Raw genomic sequence first — 20,341 nt, 5'->3', positions numbered from 1 at the left:
TATCAGGACAGCACCGCCCAGGTCGGCGCATGGTCGCTCGCCTTTTCGCGGCCGCGATGATCCTTGTCGACCCCGGCATCGACCAGCCGGTCGGCCAACGCCGGGCTGAGCAGCAGGTGATCGATCCGGAAACCATGATCGCGTTGCCATCCGCCGGCTTGATAGTCCCAGAAGGTCCACACGCCGCCCGCCGGATGGCGGCTGCGGATGGCGTCGGTCCAGCCGTCGCCGAGCAGGCGGAACCACGCATCGCGCGATTCGGGCTGCATCAACGCGTCGGTCGCCATCGCGCGCGGATCCCACACATCGTCGTCGTGCGGGATGACATTATAGTCGCCGGTGAGAATTGTCGGAATTTCGGCCGCCAGCAATGCTCTGGCGCGCTCGCGCAACCGCGCCATCCAGCGCAGCTTGTAATCGAATTTCGGCCCCGGTTGGGGATTGCCGTTGGGGAGGTAGATCGACGCGACGCGGAGGCCGTGGACGTCGGCTTCCAGATAACGCGACTGCTCGTCCTCGGCTTCGCCGGCGAGCCCGCGCTGCACCTCGACAGGCTGCGTGCCCTTGGCGAGGATCGCGACGCCGTTGAAGCCCTTTTGCCCATGATAGAGGAAGCCGTAACCCGCGGCTTCGATCTCCTTGGTCGGCATCGTCTCGTCGCTCGACTTCAGTTCCTGCAGGCAGGCGATATCGGGCTGCGTTTCCTCGAGCCATTCGACGAGGCGCGGCAGACGGGCCTTGATCCCGTTGATATTGAAGGTCGCGATTTTCATGGCGCACCTATGCCAGCAAGCTGGCAGCTTAGAAAGGCGTCAGATCGAGAAGCTGGACCCGCAACCGCAGCCCGAGGCGGCGTTCGGATTTTCGACCTTGAAGGACGACCCGCCGAGCGAATCGACGAAATCGACGACGCAGCCGCGCACAAGGTCGATGCTGACCGGATCGACGACCAGTTTCACGCCGTCGGTTTCGGTGACGATATCATCGCCCTCGATGCTCTCGGCCAAGCCGAAACGATAGGTGAAGCCCGAACAGCCGCCGCCATCGACGGCGAGGCGCAGCGCCGGGGCGGCCCCGCCCTTGCGTTCCGCAATCCAGCGGACGCGCGCAGCGGCGGCGGGCGACAGGGTGATATCGGAAAGCTGGGTGGCCATGGGGCTTAGATAGGCGCTTTATCGCAAATGAAAAGGGCGCCCCGGCCTAAGGCCGGCGGACGCCCCCTCCTCTCCGACCCTGAATTTCTTACTCGGGACCGCCCATTGCGAGCTTGTCGCCCGTCAGCGCGGCGATCGCCATCGAATCCGAACGAACGAAGGGCATCGGATTGACCGGCGCGCCTTCGATGCGGACTTCATAATGGAGGTGGTTGCCCGTCGAACGCCCGGTCGAGCCGACATAGCCGACGATCTGGCCCTTCTTGACCGACTGTCCGGGGGTGACGATGTACGAAGACATATGGCCGTAGCGCGTCTGGATCGCGTTGCCATGTTCGATTTCGACATAATTACCATAGCCGCCCAGACGCTGGGCGCGGCCGACGATGCCGTCGGCGGTGGCATAGATGGGGGTGCCATGCGGCGCCGGAATGTCGATGCCGTTGTGGCGCGCGACCTTGCCCGTGATCGGGTGAACGCGCATGCCGTAGGACGAGGAGAGCGACATCTGCTCGATCGGGCGGCGCGACGGCACTGCAACGCCGATCGAAGCCGAGAGGCCGGTGTCGAGACGCTTCCAGGCCTGGAAGATCGCGCGGGCTTCGGTGTCCTCGCTCGGCGAAATCCGGCCGGCGATGAAGCTGTCGTCATCGGGTTCGTCGGGAACGTTGATGCTGGCATCGGCGCTGGTGTCGGCGGCGTGGACGGCCGGGGCGGCCAGTCCGAAACATGCTGCCGCGCAGATGATTGCGACTTGGTGCAACTTCTGCGCCAGAAGAGTGTTTATCAAAACGACGACCCCGCATTTGCCATGTCGCCAAAGTCACAAAAGGGCTTTGGCGCCGGTGTTTGTTGGTTTGGATGATTGCTCATCCCCCGCGAAGCCTGTGTGCTGTTCCAATCCTTACGAAGCAATAACGGCGTAGAATTCTTGCGTTAAACCGGCATCACGGCGCGCCGAGTCGTTGAACGGCGGTTTGAGCGCGCCCCGGAATCGCGATTTTACGAGGCTTTGCCACGTTTCGACGACGTTGAATCCCCGTTCGTCGCACAGCCAGCCGAACCAGACTGTGCCCGCGCTCACATGGCGAATCTCATCGCTATAGATTCGCGCCAATATCCGCGCCGAAACCTCGTCGCCGACGCCCTGGAAGCGGTCGATCGTCGCCGGTGTGACGTCGAGCCCGCGCGCTTCGAGCACCATCGGCACGATGGCCAGCCGGGCCAGCGCATCGTCTACGGTCAACTGCGCCGCTTCCCATAAGCCGGCATGTGCGGGCAGCGCGCCATAGTGGCTGCCGAGGCCGCGCAAACGACGGTCGAGCAGAGCGAAATGCATCGCTTCGTCGGCGGCGACGCCGATCCAGTCGTCGACGAACTGGCGCGGAAATTCACCGCCGAAGCGTCCGATCAGGTCGACCGCCAGATCGATCGCAACGAATTCGATGTGCGCGAGGGCGTGGAGTAGCGCGATCCGACCGCGCTCCGACCCGCCCTTGCGCCGCCGCGGCATCTGGTTCGGCGGCAGCAGTTCGGGCGTCGCCGGCCAGGCGGGCTGGTAGGGCATCGCGACGTCGCAGCGATGGTCGAGCCGCCCCTGCCGCCACGCGCGCGCTAGGCTGCGCGCGGCGCGGCGCTTGTCGTGCGGGTCCGGCGTCAGCAGCACGGCCCGTGCGGCTTCACCCAAACTCGTCATGTCAGAGCGCCTTCGCCGCCTCCAGCACCGCCTCGGCATGGCCTTTCACGCGGACCTTGCGCCATTCCTTCGCCAGCTTGCCGTCGGCACCGAACAGGAAGGTCGAGCGTTCGATCCCCATATAGGTGCGGCCGTAATTCTGCTTTTCGACCCATGTGCCGAACGCTTCGCACACCGCGCCGTCCTCGTCCGAAGCGAGGCGGACGGTCAGCCCGTATTTGTCGCGGAACTTGCAGAGCTTCGCCGGCGCGTCGCGCGACACCGCGAGCACCTGCGCCTTCAGATGCGCGAATTCGGGCGCGAGACGCGTGAAATCCTGCGCCTCGACCGTACAGCCGGGCGTATCGGCCTTGGGGTAGAAATAGACGACCAGCGGCGCGCCCTTCATCGCGGCGACGTCGATCGTCGCGCCGTCGGCATCGAGAAGTTTGACCGCCGGAATGGCATCTCCGATTTGCGGGCCGCTCATGATCCTGTCTCCTGCTGTACCGGCATTTGCGGGCGAATCGATGCCCACCAGCTCGCGACCTCCTGCCGTGCCGCGTCGTGCGCGGCAAGCAGTTGCGGCCAGCCCGGCTCGCCGCACGCACTCGCGACAAGTTGCCGCGCTGCGGCGGTGGCTGGCTCGCCCTCGGGCGCGGTGAGACGCAGCATCACGAGCATTCGCGCCAGCAGCCCGTGCGCGTCACACACCTCCGCCGGCGCAAGTCCGGCTGCCTTCAGGCACGCCAGCGCGGCGGCGATATTGGGGTCGTGACATTGCCCGCTGGCAAGCTGCGTCACCTGCATCGCGAATTCGAGGTCGACGAGCCCGCCGGGTCCGCCCTTGATATCGAGCGTCCCTTTGGGGGGCTTATGCGCCGCTATCCTGTCGCGCATTTCTGCCGCGTCCTGTGCCAGCTTCGCGGGATCGCGCGGCATCGAGAGCAGTTCGGCGATGATCCGGCCGACATCGGCCCGGGGCCCGGCCGATCCATAGACGGGACGCGCGCGAAGCAGCGCCATATGCTCCCACGTCCACGCCTCCTCGCGCTGGTAGCGTTCGAAGCTGTCGAGCGTGACGACGAGCGGCCCCTGCTCCCCCGACGGGCGGAGCCGCGTATCGACGTCATACAGCTTGCCTGCCGCGGTCGGCACCGACATCGCTGCGGTCACCCGCTGCGCAAGGCGGTTGTAATAGGTCGTCGCACCCAGCGGCCGCGGTCCGTCCGATTCGGCGAGATGGTCGCCGGTGAACAGATAGATGAGATCGAGGTCCGACGCGTGGGTCAGCGCCCGCCCGCCCAGCCGGCCGAGCGCCAGCACGATCAGTTCGCTGTCCGCAATGCGTCCGTGCGCCGCGACGAATTCGGCAACGGTCGCGTCGCCAAGCACCCCGAGCGCCGCCTCGGCGAGATCGGCGTAACCGCGCGCGATGATCAAAGGATCGGTCGCTCCGGCGATCAATTGCACGCCATAGGCGAAGCGCCGCTCGCCGACGCGATCGCGTACGCGATCGAGCAGCCGCTCATAATCGAGCCCCGCCAGCCCTGGTGCCCATTCGGCGCGCAAGGCTTCGGTGTCGGCGGGCGCATCGAAGGCGCGGCTGTCGATCAGCCCTTCGATCAGTTCAACCCGGGTCGCCAGCGCATCGGCGAGCGTCGGCGCGAGCGACAGCACCCGAGTCGCGACCTTCGCAAGGGCGGGCTGCGCCGCGAGCAGGTGGAAGAAATTGACCGCGCTCGGCAGGCCGGCGACAAGTTTGTCGAAGCGCAGCAACGCGCCATCGGGATCGGGTGCGGCGCCGAGCGCCTTCACCAGTTCGGGGAGCACCGTTTCCAGCGCATCGAGCGCCGCCGGACTGCGCAGCGCGCGCTGTTTGCCGCCGCGCCATTCGGCGATCGTGCGTAGCGCCGCATCGGGCGGGTCGAACCCCGCACCCATGAGCTGCGCCGCCAGTTCGCCTTCGCCCTTCGGCAGGCCAGCGGTCACCGCACGTTCGGCGACGAGCCGGTCGTAGCAGGCCCCGACATCGGTCACGACGGGCTCCAGCATCGCGAGCAGCGCCGCACCGTCGGCATGCCCGTCGAGCCGGGCGACGCAATCGAGCGCCGCCGGCTGCACCGGCAGACTATGCGTCTGTTGATCCTCGATCATCTGCAGCCGATGCTCGACACGGCGTAGCGTCGCGTAATGGCCCGACAGGCGCTTGGCGATTTCAGCCTCGATCCGCCCCGCCTCGGCAAGCGCCGCGAGCGCATCGACCGTGGCGGGCGGGCGCAGCGACGGATCGCGCCCGCCGTAGATGAGCTGGTGGACCTGCGCGAAAAACTCGATCTCGCGAATTCCGCCGCGACCGCGCTTCAGGTCGTAACCCGGACCGAACGCCTGCCCCTGCGCGAAATGGTCGCGGATGCGGTCGCTCATCGCACCGATTTCCTTGAGCTGGCGGAAATCGAGGCTGCGGCGCCAGATAAAGGGCTGGATCGCGCTCAGGAAGCGCTCGCCGAGCGCCCGGTCGCCAGCCGAGGCGCGCGAGCGGATGAAGGCCGCCTGCTCCCACGCCAGCGCTTCCGATTCATAATAGGAAATCGCGGCATTCACCGGCAGCACGATCGGCGTCACTTCGGGATGCGGCCGCAGACGCAGATCGACGCGCAGCACATGGCCGTCGCCGGTACGCGCCGACAAGATTTCGACCATCCGCCGCGCGATCCGCACCGCCGCTTCGTCGGGGTCGTCGCGCTGGCGCCGCGGCATGGTGTCGGGATCGAAGATCAGGATCGGATCGATGTCCGACGAATAGTTGAGTTCGTGACTGCCGAGCTTGCCGAGCGCGATCACCGCGAGCCCGCGCGGTTCTTCGCCCGGCACGCGTTCCGCGAAGGCGGCGGCAAGCGCCGCATCGCAGGCTTCGTCGGCAAAGGCCGTCAGCAACCGCGTCGTCGTCGCCACATCATGCTCGCCCGACAGGTCGCCCAGCGCGAGGAGCAGCGCCATCCGCCCGCGCCACTGGCGAAGCGTCCGCATGATATCGTCGTCGACCTGCGGCGGCGTGACCGAAGCCAGCGCAGCATCGGTTCCTTCGGCAAGGAAACGCTGGATATCATCCGGATTGATATCCACCAGCCGCGCAAGAAAAGGAGCGTGGGCGGTCAGGCGGTCGAGCGCCGACTGGCGGGCGGAAGCGTCGGGTACAGTCATCGACGGCGGCTATCGCCCGCCGCCGACAAGGTAGCAACCCCCGCCGCGGCTATTCAGGCCGGGACCGTGCTTTCGTCGAAGAACAGCACCTGCGAAATCGCCGCGCGCAAGGTCGCGGGCTGATAGGGCTTGGTCAGCAGGAACGCCGGCTCGGGCCGGTCGCCGGTCAGCAGTCGTTCGGGGAAAGCGGTGATGAAGATGACGGGGAGCTTCACGTCGGAGAGGATCTCCTGCACCGCCTCGATCCCCGAGCTGTTGTCGGCGAGCTGGATGTCGGCGAGCACCAGCCCCGGCTGATGCTTTTGCGCTTCGTCGACCGCCTCGCGGTGCGTCGTCGCGACGGCAACGACGTCGTGACCCAAGTCGCGAACGATCATTTCGATGTCCATCGCGATGATCGGCTCGTCCTCGATAATCAGGATGCGCGCGCGCGTCTGGCGGTCGATCTCGTCGGTCGCCTCGGCAATCAGCGCATCGACGGCGCCGGCGTCGCGGCCGATGATGCGGCCGGTGTCTTCGGGGCTGAACCCTTCGACCGCGGTCAACAGCAGCGCCTGCCGCGCGAGCGAGGGAATGCGACGCAGCCGCGCGTCGGCGATCGCGATCTCGGACAGCGCCTTCTGGTCGTCGTTCGCCGCTTCCTGATTCATCAGGCCGAAATTGTCGTGGACCATGCGGTAGAGCTGGATGCGCAGGTCGGCTTCCGCATCGACCGACCCGGGGTTGGCGACCAGCGTCTCGAGCAGGCGTGCGACCAGCGCATCGCCGCTCTGCTGGCTCCCCGAAATCGCGCGGCCATAGCGCCGGAGATAGGGAAGATGCGGCGCAATCGCCTGACCCAATGACATGATATACCTCCTGATACAGGCAGAGCCTGCCCCGAAACCCGCACGAAACCAAGCGAAACCCGGTCACGACGCATCCTGCGCCGGACAAATTACGCCGTAAGGGAACGATTTAGCCGCAAATTAGTTTCCTGCGGAAGGAACAAACGCGCCATTGCAGTTTGGCGAACGCACGTTTAGCACAAGGCCCCATGTCCAGCGGATGCTTCGATAATGCCATCTGAACCCGGTTCGTCGCCCCAAAAGCCGGCCGGGAAAGATGCCGAAAAGAAAAATCCCCGCAAGGCGCAGGATGTAAACCTCGCGCTGCGCCGGGCCTATGATACTGCGGTCGATGAATCGATCCCGCAGTCGATGATCGACCTTCTCAACAAGCTGAGCTGATCTCAGCGCCGGTAGCGCGCCTCGAAATCGCTCCGGAACGCCGCGAAACTGCCAGCGGCGATCGCATCGCGCATGCGCTGCATCAGTACCTGATAGAAATGAAGATTATGCTGAGTCATCAGCATCGCGCCCAGCATCTCGCCGGCCCGGACGAGGTGGTGGAGATAGGCCCGCGACCAGGTCGTGCAGACGGGACAGGAACAGTCGGCGTCGAGCGGCGCCATATCCTCGGCATGTTTGGCGTTGCGGATATTGACCGGGCCGTCCCAGGTGAAGGCCTGCCCGTTACGTCCCGACCGCGTCGGCAGCACGCAATCGAACATATCGACCCCGCGCGCCACGGCGCCGACAAGGTCGTCGGGCTTGCCGACCCCCATCAGGTAACGCGGCTTGTCGGCGGGGAGCTGGCCGGGCGCATAATCGAGCACGCCGAACATCGCATCCTGCCCCTCGCCAACGGCGAGGCCGCCGATCGCATAGCCGTCGAAGCCGATGTCGGTCAGCGCCGCCGCCGAGCGGGCGCGCAATGTCTCGTCCAACGATCCCTGCTGGATGCCGAACAGCGCCGCCCGCTCCGCATGCTCGCCGCCTGCATCGAAACCCGCACGGCTGCGCGCCGCCCAGCGCATTGAACGCTCCATGCTCGCCTCGGCGCGTTTTGCGTCGACGCCGTTCGGCGGACATTCGTCGAACGCCATCACGATGTCGCTGCCCAGCAGCCGCTGGATTTCCATCGAGCGTTCGGGGGTCAGCATATGCCGCGAGCCGTCGAGATGACTCTTGAACGCGACGCCTTCCTCGCTCTGCTTGGTCAGCGCCGACAAGCTCATCACCTGATAGCCGCCGCTGTCGGTCAGGATCGGGCGGTCCCAACCCATGAAATTGTGGAGACCGCCGAGCCGCGCCATCCGCTCGGCGCCGGGCCGCAGCATCAGATGATAGGTGTTGCCGAGGATGATGTCGGCGCCGGTCGCGCGCACTTCGGCGGGGCGCATCGCCTTGACCGTCGCGGCGGTGCCGACGGGCATGAAAGCGGGGGTACGGATCTCGCCGCGCTGCATGGCGATGACGCCGGTGCGCGCGGCGCCGTCGGTCGCGGCGACCCGAAATGCGAATCTGTCGGTCATGGCGCGCGCCTATGACGGGGAAGACGCGGAAAGTCGAGGCGGGGTTAGTCCCGCGCCTCTTCGCTCGACGGCTCCTCGGCCGCCGCCTTTGCCTTTTCCTTCGGCTTTTCCTTTTCGAAAATCTTGATCAGTTCCTTCTTCCGCGCGTCGGACAGCTCCTTCTCGGCGGCGGGGAACATCTCCTCCTCTTCTTCATCGATATGGTGGAGGTAACGGTGTTTCATGGTGCGAAAGCGCGTCAGCCAGCCGGTCGAAGCGAAGTCCATCTCGTAGAGTTCGGTGAGCATGTCGTCGATTTCCTTATGCTCCGACACGCTGTGCTGCGCCTCTTCGCGGAGGTCGGGATCGGCGAGCATCGTAGCGTAAAGCGACATCTCTTCGGACGCCGCATGCGCGGTCACTTCGACGCGAAACGCCTCGAACAGCTTTTCGCGGTCGTCGCTGTCGCCCTGCGTCGCATCGATCTGGTCGAGCAATTTGCGGTGCCGGTCGTGGTCGGCCTTCAGCCGCGCGAAGATTTTCGTTTCTGCCATTCCTCTTCTCCGTCGATCGATCGTCGAAGATGAAACGGACAGCGGCAGATCAGGTTCCGGTATAGTCGCTGGTGGTCGAGAACAGCGGAACCGACAAACCGCCCGATTGCTGGGTGGCCGCCGCAATCAGATAGGGTGACACGCGGTGGCGCGTGCACAGCCCGCCATTGCCGTCGCTGACCAGCGACTGTTCGAATTCGACGCCCTGCTGGTGCTTCATCGACCGCCGCACCGTCGCGGTCGCCAGTTGCCCTTCGCCGAAATCGATGACGAACCGGGTGCCGGTCGGCACGTCGATAATGCCTTCGATAAAGGCGCCCGTCGCCGACAGGTTGCGGATGACCACGGCATAGCGATGATTGTCGTGGATCGCGCCCGCCTTGCGGAACATCTGGAAACGGTCGTTGCGCTGCTTGGCCGGGCCGGCCGGCTTGATCGTCCACGATCGCGCCTCGGCATGTTCGAGGAGTTCGTCGTGCGCCACCGCCTTGCTGTAGACATAGCCCTGCACATGGCTGACCCCCAGTTTGCGGACGAGGTCGAGCTGGTCGAGCGATTCGATGCCCTCGGCGGTCGTTTCCATCTCGAGCGCCTCGGCGAGCGCGACAATCGCGGCGATGATCGCGGCGTTGCGCGATCCCGGCACCGTCGCGCCGCGCACGAAGCTCTGGTCGATCTTGATCTTGTCGAACGGCGCCGACTGCAGATAGCCGAGCGACGAATAGCCGGTGCCGAAATCGTCGAGTGCCAGCCGGACGCCGAGTCCCTTCAGCGCCTTGAACATGCGCGCCGTTTCGGCCGAATCGCCAAGGAAGACGCTTTCGGTGATTTCGAGTTCGAGCCGGTCGGGCGGCAGGCCGGTCGAGGCGAGCGCGCTCGCGACGATCTTCGGCAATTCCTCGTTCGCGAACTGGATCGGCGAAACATTGACCGCAACGCGCATGTCGCCGGGCCAGCTTGCCGCGTCCTCGCACGCCTTGCGCAATACCCATTCGCCGAGCGCCCAGATCATATTCGCCTCTTCGGCGATCGGCACGAAGGTCGCAGGCGAAATCATCCCCCGCTCCGGATGGTTCCAGCGAACCAGCGCTTCGACCCCGGTCACCATGTTCGATTTGGACTGGACGACGGGTTGATAACCGAGCTGCATCTCGCCGCGCGACAGTGCGTCGCGCAGATCTTCCTCGAGCGCGCGGCGATCCTCGGCCGCCTGATGCAGGTCGTTCGAATAGAAACGGAAACGGCCGCGGCCGTTGCCCTTCGCGGCATAGAGGGCAAGATCGGCATTTCGCACCAGATCGTCGCGGCTCGTACCGTCGAACGGCGCAATTGCGACGCCGACCGACGCGCCGATGATGCAGCGGCTGCCTTCGACCGAATAGGGCTGCGACAGGCTGGCGATGATGTCGGCCGCCAGATCGCCCAGCTTGCCGCGGTCTTCCTGATCGGGGAGGATGATCTGGAATTCATCACCGCCCAGCCGGCTGACCATTTCCTTGTCGCCGACGATCTTGAGCAGCCGTTCGGCGACCTGCTTGAGCAGCGCGTCGCCCGCCGGATGACCGAGCGTGTCGTTGACCTGCTTGAAGCGGTCGAGGTCGAGCAGCATGATCGCGCACGAACGCTGCTGGGTGGCAAAGGCGGAAAGCGTCGTTTCGAGCGTTTTCGAGATGTTGAAGCGATTGGCGAGCCCGGTCAACGAGTCATAGAGCGCCAGTCGCGATGCGTCTTCGGCCGACCGGCGCTGGGCGGTGATGTCCATGCCGCTGCCGCGATAGCCGGCGAAATTGCCCGAGTTGTCGAACTGCGGTCGCCCCGACACCGCCCACCAGCGGTCGTCGCCCTCGAACGCGCTGCGCAGCGGCAGCTCTTCGAACTTCGACTGTTTCGTGAGCAGGAAGGGCAAGGTCCGCTGCCGCTCGCCCTGGCTGTCGACCGGCAAGAACAATTCGGTAAAGGCGGTGCCGAGCAACTGTCTGCCGGTTCGCCCCATCAGCTCTGCGGTCGCATCGGTGATATAGGTGATGCGGCCCTGCGCGTCGGTCGACCAGAACCAGCCCTGTCCGCTTTCCTCGTAATTCTGGAGGAGAAGGAGCGCTTCGTGGGTCGGCAGGGTCGCGGTCGCGGCACGCTGGGCCGTCTTGCGCGCGCCGAGCTTGCCGAAAAAGCCGCGCGAAACACTCTCGTTGGCGACGTTCCCCACGTCGTCGGATTCGATCCGCGCTGGCATTTCCATCAAATACAGTCTCTTGCTGGCCCCACTCCTGCAATCGCTATGGCAATAATGAATTGCGATTAGGTAAATTTGACGACCTGCCGGTTTCCCGACCGTAAACTTTCTTGACCATGCGCTGCCCGTCTCGCGCAGCACTGGCCGCCGCATTCGTCATTTGCCCTGCAGAACGATCTCGTCGCCCAAGGTATTCTGCCGTACCGGGTGCAGCGCGGTAATCCCTTCCACGAAGGCGTCGAGATCGCCGGCACGGTAGACGCCATCGACCCGGATCGCGCCGAGCGCCGGGTCGGCGATGCGGATGCGCTTGGCCGAATAGCGGTTCATCCGTTCGACCGCGCGCGCCAGCGGCTCGCCCTCGAAATTGACCAGCCCCTGCTCCCAGCTCAGCGACTGCGACAGGTCGGGCCGCGTGAGCTGTGCGGGCTCGCTGGAGCCAACCGCCCCGACCAGCTCGCTGCCCGGCCGCATCACCAGCCGCCGCGCCGCAGCACCCGCCACGCGCGCCGTATCGGCGCGGTCGCGAACCTCGACCTGCCCTTCGTACAGGACGACGCGCACCTGCCCGCCGATCAGTTCGACGCTGAACGATGTGCCGACCGCAACGATCAGCTTGTCGCCGGCGGCGACGGTGAACGGGCGCAGCGGATCCTTCGCGACATCGAATTTGGCGCGCCCTTCGACGAGTTCGACCTGCCGCCCCTCGTCCTTCATCCGCACTTTCATCGCGGTCACCGCGTCGAGCGAGACGTGCGATCCGTCGGCAAGCACCGCGACCTGCCGCTCGCCGATCCCCGTTTCATATTGCCGCGGCCGGTTGCCATACCAGAACAACGTCACCGTCACGACGAGCAGCAGCGCCGCAGCATAGCCCGTCGCCCATTTGAGCCGCCCCGGCGAGGCGACGGGCCAGCGCCGCTGCTTTGCGTTGCCGAAGCGATTGAGCGCCCTGGTCCGCAGCGCGATGACCTCGGGCCAGTCGCCGACCGCCCCCGACGCCTGCCAGACGGCGGCCGCATCCTGAAACAGGCCGGCATGACCCGGGGTTTCGAGCCACGCCTCGAACCGGCGCCAATCCTGTTCGTCCAGTTCGCCCTCGGACAGTTGCACGCACCACAGCGCCGCGGCTTCGATCGCATCGTCGCCGGCGCTCATGGCGCGCTCCTCATGGCTTTCATCAGCCCCGCCATCGCGCGCGCGACATGTTTCTTCACCGCGCTCACCGAAATGCCGAAGGTTTCGGCGATCCTGTCCTGCGACAGGTTTTCGAGCCGGTAGAGGATGAAGATCGTCTGCGTCCGTTCGGGCAGCGCGCCCAGTGCGCGCGCCAGGTCGGCCAGTTCGGCGCGCCCCGCCGCGATGCGGAACGGATCGATCGGATCGATCCCCGCGTCCTCGCTGCGGCCGACGAACTCGCGATATTGCGCGCGCACCTTGTGCCGCCGCGCGCGGTCGGCGAGCAGGTTCGACGCCATCTGGAAGATATAGGCTTCGGGCGAGGCAAAATCGTCGCCGTCATGCTTCAGCAGCTTCGCAAGCAGTTCCTGTGTCAGATCCTCCGCCTCGGCATGATCGCGCACCCGCCGGAGGAAATAGGACAGGAGCGCGGGCCGCCAACGGCGCCCCAGATCGAGCTGGTCTCTTGAGGGCTGCATGGCCGGCCGGCATGTCCTGCGAATTTAGAAGCATGAGCCTATAGACGCACCACCCCGAGCGACGGACATTAGAAATTTTCCGGCTTAGGGTTAGAAGGGCGAGGGCTGGCGGTCGCGGACGGTTCCGCCATGGATGAGCGGGCTCTTATGCCTATCGCGCCCTGCTCGCCGCGTCCGCGAGCATATCGCGTAAAAGCGCATAATCGCCGTCCTCGAAGAATACTCGCTCGCGGCGGTTGCTCCGCTGAGTCACATGATGCGAATGCCGGGAAGCACGATGCGGGGAAGCCGGGCCATGCCATGGATTGGCGAAGCAGCCGGGCAAACTCAACCGGTCAAGCCGGCGTTGTCGCCGGATCGGATCAACCGAGGGGCTGACGCGGGCATCGAAGTAAGGCGACAGGTACTACAATCTCCTTGCATTTGGGAGTTGTTGTACCTGTCACTGCAAATATCTTAATTATAAATTCTTATAACCAGACCCTATAAGACGGAGATATCGAATTTTCTTCTTGCTCCGCCCTCTCTTTCCAAGCATCTGCTAGTAATTTATCATAAGGAACTGATTTACCTTCACTATAATACTGAGAAACCTGTTCACACGAAGCCTTATCCCCCAAAAGAGCAGCACGCATATAAAGTGACATTGCCTTTCTGTTATTTTTCTTTACGTGCTTACCGTAATCATATGATACAGCTAAATCAAAAATTGCTTCTGCAATATTTGATTTTTCCAGTGTTTTTAGTAATTTTACTCCATATTCTTCATTTTTTTCAACAACTTCATTCCCAAATAAGTACCAAGTTGATAGAGCATATGTAGCTCGTGTATCACCTTCTTGAGAGGCTTGGGAAAGCAACTTGTATGCTTCAGAAATATCGGCTTCGGGGGCGCGACAAATTGCCAATGCTTTACTATACGCTTCGGTATCCATATGATTCCTCATTAACCAGTTCCCGTTGCATCTACAGCAGCAATCAAATCCCCACAGGTTGCCTCTCTCGCCGGATTCCCAGACCAACAAGGATCTAGCATAAAATCCGGAATCAGCAGCGGAGGAAACATTCGCATTGGCCACGGCCCTTTCCAGCCCGGCGGACGAGTACGAGGCGCGCGGCGTCCTTCGTCGCCCTTTTCCCCACCTCGATCGGTTCCTTTCCGGGCCTTACCTTTCTCATGTTTGCCCTTGGTAGATGGGCGCTTGTTTTTAGTATGCTCATTGGATGCCATCACCATACACGCGGCGCTTGCACAACCATTGAAACGTCGCGACTGCTGCTTGTGCCTCTCTCCTAGAACAACAATAGCCTCGCCATCGTAGCCACCATAGCCCATTCCGTTCGGATTTGGTCCTCCGCCCGCGTAGACTGGGATCGGATCGGAGGGACCATTTTCCTGCTTGGTTCCGTTTACGACGAGTTCCTTGTCCCACCTGAGATTTTCTTGGGCAGCATAATCAAGATCATAACCTGTGGGTTTGGGGCAATCCCTGTTTGCATCACAGGCGTTCAGAAGCCCGGTGGGATCGATAAAATTGACCGGATCGCTACCGACATAATTATACCAGTTCATGCCGTCCGCATAGCCGATCGGATCGGTCTGCATGAACCGCCCCAAAGTCGGCGAATAAATGCGCGCCTTGTAATAATAGAGCCCGAGTTCGGGCAGCCACGTCTGCCCCGTATATTGGAACCGGCCGAGGTTGGTAGAGGCCGGAATGCCATATTCATCATAGGCATTGATCCCCAGCGCCGCGCCGCTGCCGTTCGACACCGCGACGATCGAGCCGCGCTCGTCGGCGTGATACCAGCGCCGGTCGGTCAGCCCCGTCCCCTCGTACCAGACGAGCGGCTCGTCGACGCCGGGACCATGGACAAAGCGCCGTTGCAGGACGTTCGACCCATTATATTCGGCGATCAGACTCGGCCCGTCATATTGGAAGCGCGTCGTCGCCGTCCCGACTGTCTGGTACAGCCGTAGCGCCGGGTCATAGGCCAGCGTCGCGCTGCCCGGACCGGTCTTCAACAGATTCTCCGAGCTGTAGGTGTAGCTGTCGGTCCCCGAACTCGTGAGGTTACCCCGCGTATCATAGCCAATCGCCGTACCACCCGCCGAAGTCGTCTGGTTGAGCCCGTTCGCCACATAGGAACGATCAACGTTATAATGCGCCGTCCAGGCATAGGCGTCATTGCTGCGCTGCTGGCTGACGATCTGCGAGGCGGCATTATAGGTGATCGACCCGATGGTCAGGTCGGAGGCCGTGCCCGCCAGATTCTGCGTGAGGCTCGACAGCCGCGACACGGGGTCGAAGCTGTAGCTGGTAACCGTCGCATTGCCACGCGTCAGCGTCGTCCGGCGCCCCAGGCTGTCATAGGCATAGGTGCCGAGCACGCCCACGCCCGACGTCGCGCCATTCTCGCGAATCTTGGTGACGTTCCCGGTCACGTCATAGTCATAGTTGAGCGTCAGCGCCGTGGTCCCGGGATAGGCCATGGTCAGCCGCCGACCTGCAGCGTCATAGGTGTAAGTGGTGGTACCGAGCGGCCCGCTCTGCGTCAGGTTGCGGCTGAGCGCATCATAAGTGAAGCCGAGGATATTGCCCGTCTGGCTCGCCTGCGTCGGACGGCCGAGCAGGTCGTAGCTATAGCTGACATCGAGCTCGGTACCCGGCAGATTCTTGAGCGTGACCCGGCCCAAATCGTCATAGCTATAGCCGATCGTCTGGGCATCGCGCAGCCGACGCTGCGTCACCGCGCCATTGGCGTTATAGGTAAGCTGCTCGTAATTCGCTGCGTTGCTCGTCCCCGCCCCCTTGGTCGTCGACGGAAAACGCGTCTGCGACAGACGGTCATGGCCGTCGTAGATATAGGTCGTCAGGTTATTCTCGGCGTCCTTGACCGACGCAAGCCGACCGTTGTTGCTGTAGGTGTTGGTCACTTCGTTCGCGACCGCGGTCGTCCCATAGGCAGTTTGCACCTGCGCCACCTCACCAGCATCGGTGTAGCTCGTCTTGACGACCCGGTCGGCGCCGGTGGTCGTATTGCTCGTCTGCGGGAGGCAGGCGTTAGGCTGGCTCGCCCATTGCGCCGGGTCCATCCGCGTCACCGCACAATCGACGCGGCCGAGCGCATCGTAGCTGGTCTGGGACACCGCATAGGTCGTGCCGCCCGACTTCAATTCGGAGCGGACGGGGCGTGCATTGGCGTCATAGGTGGTGGCGACCTGCTGCTGCGACGAGAAAGCCGCCCAGGCAGGATCGGTCTGGCTCGTCACCGTCCCGACTTCGGCGAGGGTCACCTGACCGTCGTCATTATAGGTGAACTTTTCGGCCTTGTGGACGCGGCTGCCAGCGCCATCGGGATCGGGCGCGACCACGCCGACGACGCGGCGGGCGCCGTCATAGCGATATCGGGTCGTATCGGCAGTTCCCGTCAGCGGCCCGTCGATGGTGATCCGGTTGCCGACCATGTCATAGCCGAGAGCGGTCGCCGAGCTGACCGAGCCATTGCCCGAGCTGCTCGTGACGCTGACCGGCAAAAGATTGTTCGCGGTCCCGGCCGTCTGCGGTCCGTAGCCGACGACGGTCTTCGTTTCGTCGGCGCCGTTGGCACAGGACGCGGTCGTCTGGCACGCGGCGCTCTGCGTCGGAACATAGGTCGTCTGGCCCGACGAGACGATCGATCCGGCGCTGTTCTTGAAATAGGCGGTCAGCCCCGTGTAGCTGATCCGCTGCTGCGGGCGAATGCCCCCCGACGCCGCGGCCGGCAGCGTTATTGTCGCCACCCCGCCATGCGTGCTGTTATAGGTGTAGTCGGTGACATCGCCCATGGCATTGGTGCTCGTCGCGGGCTGGTTGCAGGTCTTGGCATTGGTGCACGAAGCCGGGAAGCTCGCCGACGTCGTGATCGCCGCGAGGCCCGAACCGGACTTGGCGACATTTTGCGTCTGAGTGACATTGCCGCGACCATCATAGGTAAGCTGGGTATAATTCCCCTCGGCGCTGGTGATGCGCGTCACGCGACCGTCCGTATCGTAAAGATAGCTGGTCGTGCGGGTGAGTTCGTCGGTGAAGGAGGTCAGCCGGGCCGTCGTCGTGTTCGATACATAGATGCGCTGGCTGCTGTCCGGTGCCGTTACCGTCGTCGTGCGCGTCGCGCCGCTGTCGGCATAGCTATAGCCGTAGGTCACGCCCTCGCTGGTGATCGACGACACGCGGTTCGACGTATAGGTGACCTGAACATTGTCGGCCGACGCGCCGGGGCGCTTGATGCCGACGATTTTGCCGCCGCTCGTCGTGTAACGCGTTTGCTCGCCGCCAGCGTCGGTCACGAAATTATAGGTCAGCCCGCCTCCGGGCGACGAGCTGGAGTAACTCGCCGTCGGCCAGCTATTCGTGCAAGACGACGAGCAATATTCGACGCCAAGGTTGATCGCCTTGACCGATTGCACCTTGAGCCAGCTGGGGACGGTTTCTGGCGAGAAAAAATCCGTTTCGTAGCTCGGGAGCAGCCGATATCCATTGCTATGAACAGCCGACGTCAATCGCGCGAGCCGAACCCTCTGGCCCGTGCATTCGCCTCCTTCGATTTCACCTTCGCAATAACCTGCCAAATCATAGTCGAAACTCAGTTTCGCGCCGTTGGGATACACGATGCTGGTGATCCGGGCCTCGTTGCCGCTGAAAACCTGAAACTTGTCGCCTTGTGCAGCGAACGTCGCGACCGTCCCATCACGCCCGGTGTAGGTATAAGTGGTTCCGCTTTTCGTCAGCGCCGCGCCATTGGCTTCGGTCGGCGTGTAGGTCGATCCCGACAGCAGGAAGCGATCGGTGAATCCGTCGAACGATACGGTGAAGGCGATGCCCTGCTTGTCGATCGAGCCGACGAGATTGTTCCACCAGCCCGTCCCGTTGTTGGTTCGCCGGAAAACCATGCCTTGGCGCGCATCGGCCCCGATCGACAAATCGGTCTGGGCCAGATTCAGATTGCCCGTGATGACATCGACGCCATTTTCGTCGATCGCCGACCGGATGGGCGGCGGGGTAGCCTGTGCCCAGAGTTGCGGAGCAAGGCCGACGCCCAAAATCGTCGATGCGCAAAGCGCCGCCCTTGATACAATAGCATATTTGTTCTTGATGATAGCCACAGATGCCTCCTGAATTCGCCTGAATTTAACGTGTCGAAGGGAAGCTCTAGGGTGGCGGATTGGGCGAGTTCGTCGTCTTCAATCGCGTGCGATTGTCGGCCTTGTCGTGGGTATATTCGACGGTGACATTGTTGTTCACCGTTCCGGTGCGGACGACCTTCACCACACGCCCCTTGCCGTCGTAGGTGTAGGTGATTGTCTCGGCCGCCGTCGCCGGCCACCCCGTTGCCAGTATCGCCAGCGCCAGCGCCGGCCCGCAAATCTTCTTTATGAGCATTCCCCTGATTCGCGCCCAAAGGCGCCGTTTCGCGTCGGAATAGGGAAAAGCTATGGTGCTGGAATAATGTAGGAAAGAGAAAATGTTCTCTTTATGTTCCTATTTCGTCATATGACCGCGCAAGCACGCGCTACGCTCAGGCAGAACGCTCGGGCAGCAACAGGCTGGCGTCGCCATAGCTATAAAAGCGATAGCCTCCGGCAATGGCATGCGCATAGGCCGCCTGCATTGTTTCCAGCCCCATCAGCGCACTGACCAGCATGAACAAGGTCGAACGCGGCAGGTGGAAATTGGTCATCAACCCGTCGATCGCCCTGAAACGATAGCCCGGGGTGATGAAGATCGACGTATCGCCGGCGAAAGGTTCGATCGTGCCGTCGGCGCTGGCAGCGCTTTCGAGCAGGCGGAGGCTGGTCGTGCCGACCGCGATCACGCGCCCGCCCGCGGCACGCACGGCGTTAAGCCGCTCCGCCGTATCGGCTTCGATCCGTCCCCATTCGGCGTGCATGACATGATCTTCGGTGTCGTCGGCCTTCACCGGCAGGAAGGTGCCGGCGCCGACATGCAGGGTCAGCGTTTCGCTGGCGACGCCCGCCGCCGCCAGCGCATCGAGCAGTCTGGGCGTGAAGTGCAGCGCCGCCGTGGGCGCGGCAACCGCGCCGTCCTCGCGCGCGAACATCGTCTGGTAATCGGCGCGATCCTCTTCGTCGGTCGCGCGCTTGCCCGCAATATAGGGGGGCAGCGGCATCGTGCCGGCGCGTTCGAGCAGCACCTCGACCGGTTTATCGCCGCCAAAGGCGAGGATGAAACTGCCGTCGGGCAGCCGGTCCTCGGCAATGGCCGCGACCCCCGCACCGAAATCGATCGTTTCGCCGACGCGCAGCCGCTTCGCATTGCGCACGAAAGCCTGCCAGCGGCGAAGGTCGATGCGCTTGTGCAGCGTCGCTCCGATCTTCGCTTCTCCCCGGCGCCCCTCGAGCTGCGCCGGAATGACGCGCGTGTCGTTGAAAACGAGGCAATCGCCGGGACGCAGCCATTTCGGCAGCTCCGCGACGCCGGCGTCTGCCATGTCGTTACCGGCGACGACCAGCATCCGCGCCGCATCGCGCGGCCGCGCCGGACGCAGCGCGATACGCTCGCCAGGCAGTTCGAAATCGAAGGCGTCGACGCGCATAGCCCGGAATCCGACCTGCTTCGCGCGTCCCCGCGCTTACTGCTTGATCGGCGCGTTGAGCTCGTCGACGCTGATTTCGGGCGCCACCGGCGCGGGCGGCGTTTCAGTCAGCATCGACGCCGGCGGCACCGGCTTGTTGTCGGCGGCGACCGACACCTGCACCATCCGCGACATCACCGCGGGCGGTTCGCCCTTCGCGATCGCATCGACATATTGCATGCCCGACACGACGCGGCCGAACGCGGTGTAACGGCGGTCGAGCGCAAAACGCGGCTGCAGCATGATGAAGAACTGGCTGTTCGCGCTGTCCTCGCTTTCGGCGCGCGCCATCGACACCGTCCCGCGCAGATGCGGGGTCGGGTTGAATTCGGCCTTGAGGTCGGGAAGCTGCGAGCCACCCTGCCCGGTCGCGGTCGGGTCGCCCGTCTGCGCCATGAAGCCGTCGATCACGCGGTGGAACTTCACGCCGTCATAGAAACCGGCGCGCGCGAGCTGCTTGATCCGCTCGACGTGGTTTGGCGCGACGTTCGGATAGAGCTGGATCACCACCCGGCCGCCGGTCGAAAGGTCGATGTTCAGCATATATTCGGGGACGCCCATATATTGCTCTGGCTGCATCGCCGGGATCGTCGGCGGCTCGACTGCGGCCGTCGCATCGGTTGTCGCCTCGGCGGCCGGAGCAGGTGCTTCGGCAAGCGGCGCGGGGGGCGTTTCGACGGGCGGCGTCGGGGCCGGAACTTCGGTCGGCGCCGGCGTCTCTTCAGGCGTCGGCCCCGGGGGCGGCGGCGCTTCCTGCGCAACGGCCGCAGCCGCAAGACCGAGCGCCATCGCCGTCAAAATCAGGGGGCGGAAGGTGAATTTCATGCTGGATCGGCCCTTGTCATAAATTGCGGTTTGCGCCCCGTCAGGCGCGCCCTAGCGGGAAAAAGCTGAA

General features: G+C 63.9%; 18 protein-coding genes. 1 reads left to right on the top strand and 17 read right to left on the bottom strand.

Annotated elements, in window-relative coordinates:
* Nucleotides 1-2: 2 nt before the first annotated feature.
* The 7 genes from xth to LH19_RS01660 form a co-directional block, all read right to left on the bottom strand.
* Nucleotides 3-773, bottom strand: coding sequence for an exodeoxyribonuclease III (gene xth / locus LH19_RS01690; protein WP_054724355.1), 771 nt, complete (start codon nucleotides 771-773; stop codon nucleotides 3-5).
* Between the two features lie 39 nt (nucleotides 774-812).
* Nucleotides 813-1,154 carry an iron-sulfur cluster insertion protein ErpA gene (gene erpA, locus LH19_RS01685; RefSeq protein ID WP_054586618.1) on the bottom strand — a complete coding sequence of 114 codons (342 nt, stop codon included), beginning with the start codon at nucleotides 1,152-1,154 and terminating at the stop codon, nucleotides 813-815.
* Between the two features lie 88 nt (nucleotides 1,155-1,242).
* Entirely contained in the window at nucleotides 1,243-1,917 is a 675-nt protein-coding gene (locus tag LH19_RS01680) for a M23 family metallopeptidase (protein ID WP_234716056.1), read from the bottom strand.
* Nucleotides 1,918-2,058: 141 nt separating this feature from the next.
* A complete protein-coding gene (locus tag LH19_RS01675) occupies nucleotides 2,059-2,850 on the bottom strand; it encodes a ferritin-like domain-containing protein (RefSeq protein ID WP_054586616.1) in 792 nt (263 codons plus the stop codon).
* A 1-nt stretch (nucleotide 2,851) separates the two neighbouring features.
* On the bottom strand, nucleotides 2,852-3,319 hold the full coding sequence (locus tag LH19_RS01670; protein ID WP_054586615.1) for a peroxiredoxin: 468 nt from the start codon (nucleotides 3,317-3,319) through the stop codon (nucleotides 2,852-2,854).
* Complete coding sequence (locus LH19_RS01665) at nucleotides 3,316-6,033, bottom strand: bifunctional [glutamine synthetase] adenylyltransferase/[glutamine synthetase]-adenylyl-L-tyrosine phosphorylase (protein WP_054724351.1); 2,718 nt, start codon at nucleotides 6,031-6,033, stop codon at nucleotides 3,316-3,318. The genes LH19_RS01670 and LH19_RS01665 overlap by 4 nt, the downstream gene beginning before the upstream one ends.
* Before the next feature lie 53 nt (nucleotides 6,034-6,086).
* Complete coding sequence (locus tag LH19_RS01660) at nucleotides 6,087-6,881, bottom strand: response regulator (protein ID WP_054724349.1); 795 nt, start codon at nucleotides 6,879-6,881, stop codon at nucleotides 6,087-6,089.
* Between the two features lie 210 nt (nucleotides 6,882-7,091).
* Between LH19_RS01660 and LH19_RS28345 the strand changes: the two genes are divergently transcribed.
* The gene (locus LH19_RS28345) at nucleotides 7,092-7,262 is read left to right on the top strand and encodes a NepR family anti-sigma factor (protein ID WP_156343990.1); all 171 of its coding nucleotides are present in this window, start codon (nucleotides 7,092-7,094) and stop codon (nucleotides 7,260-7,262) included.
* Nucleotides 7,263-7,264: 2 nt separating this feature from the next.
* Here the strand turns inward: LH19_RS28345 and tgt are convergent, their stop codons facing one another.
* The 10 genes from tgt to LH19_RS01615 form a co-directional block, all read right to left on the bottom strand.
* Complete coding sequence (tgt, locus tag LH19_RS01655; protein ID WP_054724347.1) at nucleotides 7,265-8,389, bottom strand: tRNA guanosine(34) transglycosylase Tgt; 1,125 nt, start codon at nucleotides 8,387-8,389, stop codon at nucleotides 7,265-7,267.
* A 44-nt stretch (nucleotides 8,390-8,433) separates the two neighbouring features.
* Nucleotides 8,434-8,922, bottom strand: a complete 489-nt coding sequence (locus LH19_RS01650; RefSeq protein WP_054724345.1) for a hemerythrin domain-containing protein — start codon at nucleotides 8,920-8,922, stop codon at nucleotides 8,434-8,436.
* 49 nt (nucleotides 8,923-8,971) lie between these two features.
* Complete coding sequence (locus LH19_RS01645) at nucleotides 8,972-11,158, bottom strand: putative bifunctional diguanylate cyclase/phosphodiesterase (RefSeq protein WP_054724343.1); 2,187 nt, start codon at nucleotides 11,156-11,158, stop codon at nucleotides 8,972-8,974.
* Nucleotides 11,159-11,308: 150 nt separating this feature from the next.
* Nucleotides 11,309-12,310 carry a FecR family protein gene (locus tag LH19_RS01640; protein ID WP_054724341.1) on the bottom strand — a complete coding sequence of 334 codons (1,002 nt, stop codon included), beginning with the start codon at nucleotides 12,308-12,310 and terminating at the stop codon, nucleotides 11,309-11,311.
* The gene (locus tag LH19_RS01635; RefSeq protein ID WP_054724339.1) at nucleotides 12,307-12,810 is read right to left on the bottom strand and encodes an RNA polymerase sigma factor; all 504 of its coding nucleotides are present in this window, start codon (nucleotides 12,808-12,810) and stop codon (nucleotides 12,307-12,309) included. Before LH19_RS01635 ends, LH19_RS01640 begins: the two co-directional genes overlap by 4 nt.
* A gap of 470 nt (nucleotides 12,811-13,280) precedes the next feature.
* Nucleotides 13,281-13,745, bottom strand: a complete 465-nt coding sequence (locus tag LH19_RS27620) for a tetratricopeptide repeat protein (protein ID WP_158514379.1) — start codon at nucleotides 13,743-13,745, stop codon at nucleotides 13,281-13,283.
* Nucleotides 13,746-13,756: 11 nt separating this feature from the next.
* Nucleotides 13,757-17,956, bottom strand: a complete 4,200-nt coding sequence (locus tag LH19_RS01630; protein WP_234716055.1) for an RHS repeat domain-containing protein — start codon at nucleotides 17,954-17,956, stop codon at nucleotides 13,757-13,759.
* Between the two features lie 46 nt (nucleotides 17,957-18,002).
* The gene (locus tag LH19_RS01625) at nucleotides 18,003-18,233 is read right to left on the bottom strand and encodes a hypothetical protein (RefSeq protein ID WP_234716054.1); all 231 of its coding nucleotides are present in this window, start codon (nucleotides 18,231-18,233) and stop codon (nucleotides 18,003-18,005) included.
* A 136-nt stretch (nucleotides 18,234-18,369) separates the two neighbouring features.
* Nucleotides 18,370-19,407 (bottom strand): tRNA preQ1(34) S-adenosylmethionine ribosyltransferase-isomerase QueA, encoded by a 1,038-nt coding sequence (gene queA, locus LH19_RS01620; RefSeq protein ID WP_054724334.1) that lies wholly within the window; start codon nucleotides 19,405-19,407, stop codon nucleotides 18,370-18,372.
* Between the two features lie 36 nt (nucleotides 19,408-19,443).
* A complete protein-coding gene (locus LH19_RS01615; RefSeq protein WP_054724332.1) occupies nucleotides 19,444-20,271 on the bottom strand; it encodes a peptidylprolyl isomerase in 828 nt (275 codons plus the stop codon).
* Nucleotides 20,272-20,341 lie beyond the last annotated feature (70 nt).

Origin of the sequence: Sphingopyxis macrogoltabida (genome assembly GCF_001314325.1) — a bacterium.
Lineage (GTDB): Bacteria > Pseudomonadota > Alphaproteobacteria > Sphingomonadales > Sphingomonadaceae > Sphingopyxis > Sphingopyxis macrogoltabida.
Note: the sequence above shows the minus strand (reverse complement) of the source record. Positions and strands in the feature narration are given on the sequence as shown.

Coding starts and splice junctions, on each gene's coding strand:
- xth (WP_054724355.1), bottom strand. CDS start 773: ATGAAAATCGCGACCTTCAATATCAACGGGATCAAGGCCCGTCTGCCG.
- erpA (WP_054586618.1), bottom strand. CDS start 1,154: ATGGCCACCCAGCTTTCCGATATCACCCTGTCGCCCGCCGCCGCTGCG.
- LH19_RS01675 (WP_054586616.1), bottom strand. CDS start 2,850: ATGACGAGTTTGGGTGAAGCCGCACGGGCCGTGCTGCTGACGCCGGAC.
- LH19_RS01670 (WP_054586615.1), bottom strand. CDS start 3,319: ATGAGCGGCCCGCAAATCGGAGATGCCATTCCGGCGGTCAAACTTCTC.
- LH19_RS01665 (WP_054724351.1), bottom strand. CDS start 6,033: ATGACTGTACCCGACGCTTCCGCCCGCCAGTCGGCGCTCGACCGCCTG.
- LH19_RS01660 (WP_054724349.1), bottom strand. CDS start 6,881: ATGTCATTGGGTCAGGCGATTGCGCCGCATCTTCCCTATCTCCGGCGC.
- LH19_RS28345 (WP_156343990.1), top strand. CDS start 7,092: ATGCCATCTGAACCCGGTTCGTCGCCCCAAAAGCCGGCCGGGAAAGAT.
- tgt (WP_054724347.1), bottom strand. CDS start 8,389: ATGACCGACAGATTCGCATTTCGGGTCGCCGCGACCGACGGCGCCGCG.
- LH19_RS01650 (WP_054724345.1), bottom strand. CDS start 8,922: ATGGCAGAAACGAAAATCTTCGCGCGGCTGAAGGCCGACCACGACCGG.
- LH19_RS01645 (WP_054724343.1), bottom strand. CDS start 11,158: ATGGAAATGCCAGCGCGGATCGAATCCGACGACGTGGGGAACGTCGCC.
- LH19_RS01640 (WP_054724341.1), bottom strand. CDS start 12,310: ATGAGCGCCGGCGACGATGCGATCGAAGCCGCGGCGCTGTGGTGCGTG.
- LH19_RS01635 (WP_054724339.1), bottom strand. CDS start 12,810: ATGCAGCCCTCAAGAGACCAGCTCGATCTGGGGCGCCGTTGGCGGCCC.
- LH19_RS27620 (WP_158514379.1), bottom strand. CDS start 13,745: ATGGATACCGAAGCGTATAGTAAAGCATTGGCAATTTGTCGCGCCCCC.
- LH19_RS01625 (WP_234716054.1), bottom strand. CDS start 18,233: ATGCTCATAAAGAAGATTTGCGGGCCGGCGCTGGCGCTGGCGATACTG.
- queA (WP_054724334.1), bottom strand. CDS start 19,407: ATGCGCGTCGACGCCTTCGATTTCGAACTGCCTGGCGAGCGTATCGCG.
- LH19_RS01615 (WP_054724332.1), bottom strand. CDS start 20,271: ATGAAATTCACCTTCCGCCCCCTGATTTTGACGGCGATGGCGCTCGGT.